At 72.9% G+C, this 2,535-nt stretch carries 2 protein-coding genes and 1 pseudogene; 1 reads left to right on the plus strand and 2 read right to left on the minus strand.

Annotated features, from left to right (window positions below; translation table 11 throughout):
- Window positions 1-318 precede the first annotated feature (318 nt).
- Complete coding sequence (locus tag ACWD4A_RS35270; protein WP_451200554.1) at window positions 319-1,527, plus strand: hypothetical protein; 1,209 nt, start codon at window positions 319-321, stop codon at window positions 1,525-1,527.
- A 19-nt stretch (window positions 1,528-1,546) separates the two neighbouring features.
- On the opposite strand, the gene ACWD4A_RS35275 is transcribed toward ACWD4A_RS35270, so the two are convergent.
- Window positions 1,547-2,077: a YbjN domain-containing protein gene (locus ACWD4A_RS35275; RefSeq protein ID WP_451200556.1), complete on the minus strand. Its 531-nt coding sequence runs from the start codon at window positions 2,075-2,077 to the stop codon at window positions 1,547-1,549.
- Between the two features lie 105 nt (window positions 2,078-2,182).
- Window positions 2,183-2,535 (minus strand): annotated as a pseudogene (locus ACWD4A_RS35280) (ATP-dependent chaperone ClpB); the annotation flags it as partial.

Genomic DNA, 2,535 nt, shown 5'->3' on the forward strand with positions numbered 1-2,535 from the left:
CCCGCTGTCCTGCGGCAGCGGGTACTGGACCCACGAGGGCGACGGGATCGGCTCGTACACCCGCACCGGCGTGACCCCGGACGGCCGCGCCGCCGGACGTCCCGCCCGCAAGCACACCCGCGCCCCGGAGCCCCGCAGACACTCCGCCGTGCCCGCCGAGCGGGTGGAAGGCGCACCGCTTACGGGCGTTCCGTGTCGCGCGCGCGACGCGCGAGACGCATGGTCGGTATGCCGAAGCCACCCGTCCGTACCCGTGCCCCCGGCCCGCGCACCGCCCGGCGGCGGGCGCCGGGCCGCGTCCGCACCGGAGGTGCCCCCGTGTCAGCCGACACCGCCGTGCCCGTGCGGGCACCGGAACCGCGTCCCGCGGCCCGGAGCGCCCGTGCCCGCCGCCTCGACCGGGTACGCGACGCCCTGCGCCGGGCCGCCCCCGCACTCGTCCTCTACGCCGCCGTCCGGCTGACCGGGATGTCGGTGATGGCGGGCTGGGCCTGGTGGATCGGACGGCACCCGCGCACGCTGCTCGGGCACTCCTGGGACGGCATCTGGTACGCCGACATCGCCCGCCACGGCTACGGGCTGATCATCCCCTCCCCCACCACCCGCGGCGTGGTCTTCAACGACCTGGCGTTCTTCCCGCTCTTCCCCTGTCTGGTGCGGGCCGTGGCCACCGTGCTCCCGCTCACCGTCGTCAGCGCCGGGCTGCTCGTCGCCTGGGTGTCGGCCGGGATGGCCGCATGGGGCATCTACGCGGTCGGCGAGCGGCTGCACGGGCGCAAGGCGGCCACCCTGCTCGTCGTGCTCTGGGGGCTGCTGCCGCACGCGATCGTGCAGTCCATGGCGTACACCGAGCCGCTGATGACCGCGCTCGCCGCCTGGGCGCTGTACGCCGCGATCACCGGCCGCAGGCTGTGGGCCGGGGGGCTCGCGCTGGCCGCGGGGCTCGCCCGGCCCAACGCCGTCGCCGTGGCCGCCGCCGTCTGCTGCACGGCCGCCGTCGCCCTGTGCCGGGACCGGCGGGCCCGCACGGACTGGCGCGTCTGGGCCGGCGCGGCGCTCGCCCCGCTCGGCTGGGCGGGCTATGTCGTCTGGGCGGGCTTCCGCTCCGGCGGCGGGCTGCTGGGCTACTTCGACGTGCAGCGGCTGTGGGGGTCACGCTTCGACTTCGGCCGGGACGCCTTCAAGTTCGTCCGCCACCTGTGCATCGGGAAGGACGCCATGGCCTACTACATGACCGTGGCGATCCTGGCCGTCGCCCTCGTGGCGCTGGTCTTCCTCGCCCTCGACCGGCCGCCCGCGGTGCTCGTGGTGTACGCGCTGGTGCTCGTCGTCATCGCGGTCGGCGGCTCCAGCTACTTCGCGTCCAAGCCGCGCTTCCTGCTGCCCGCCTTCCCGCTGCTGCTCCCGACGGCCCTGGCCATGGCGAGAGCCCGGCAGCGCACCGTCGTCGTGACGGTCGGCGCGCTGGCCGGGCTCTCGTTCTTCTACGGGACCTATCTGCTGACGGTCGCCCGCATGCCGATGTGACGGCGCCGGGCGATCGGGCTCAGGCCTCGTCGTCCGGCTTGTCGTCGCCGGACTCGGCGTCGGTCTCCAGACCGAGCTGCTCGACCAGCCACTTGTCGAACTCGATCGAGGCCCGCACCCAGCTGACCGTGCTGGAGACGAAGTGCTCCAGGGACACGCCGACGCCGATCAGCATCTGCGCCTCACCGATCAGACGGACCGTGCCGTCGTCGTTGGTGTGGGTGTAGACCTTCGGCCACAGGGTGCGGCGGTTCCAGTCGTCGACGACCTCGAGGAGCTGTGCCTTCTCCTCGATGCCGTGCGGACGGTCGTAGAACGTCCGCACGGAGAAGACCTGCTGCTCGTCCTCGCCGCGGAACATGAAGTACGTACGGAACTGCTCCCACGGTGCGGCGAGGTCACCCTCGTCGTCCACGACGTACTTCAGCTCCATCTGCTCGAGGAGCTGCTTGACCAGGTCCTGGTCGGGGATGACGGGGCCGGCCGGGCCCGTCTCCTGCGGTTCGGGCTGGCCCCCGAAGTTCGGAATCGAGGACGGGTCGATACTCACCGTGAATTTCCCTTCGTACGGTTCCCGCCATCCTCCCCCATCACGGGCGGGGGCTGGCAACCCCCGCCCGTCGGATCATGGCGACTCACGGCCACTCGCGACGGTTCACGACGACTTCGTGAGCCGGTCGCGCTCCCGCGGCCCCACCGTCAGTCCTTCCCCGTCCGGGGCGACGTTCACGTCCACGGTGTCGCCTTCGCGGATGTCTCCGGCGAGGATCGCGCGTGCGAGGGGGTCGCCGATGGCGGTCTGGACCAGGCGGCGCAGGGGTCGGGCGCCGTAGGTGTTGTCGGGTGGGGTGGTGTCGGTGGTGTTGGGGTTGTGGCCGAGGGTGGCGAGCCAGCGGAGGGCAGGTGGGGTGATGTCGAGGGTGAGGCGGCGGTCGGCGAGGCGCTTGGCGAGGTGGCCGATCTGGATCTGCGCGATGCGTTCGAGCTGGCCGGTGCCCAGGGCGTGGA

The organism is Streptomyces sp. NPDC002537 (genome assembly GCF_053594975.1).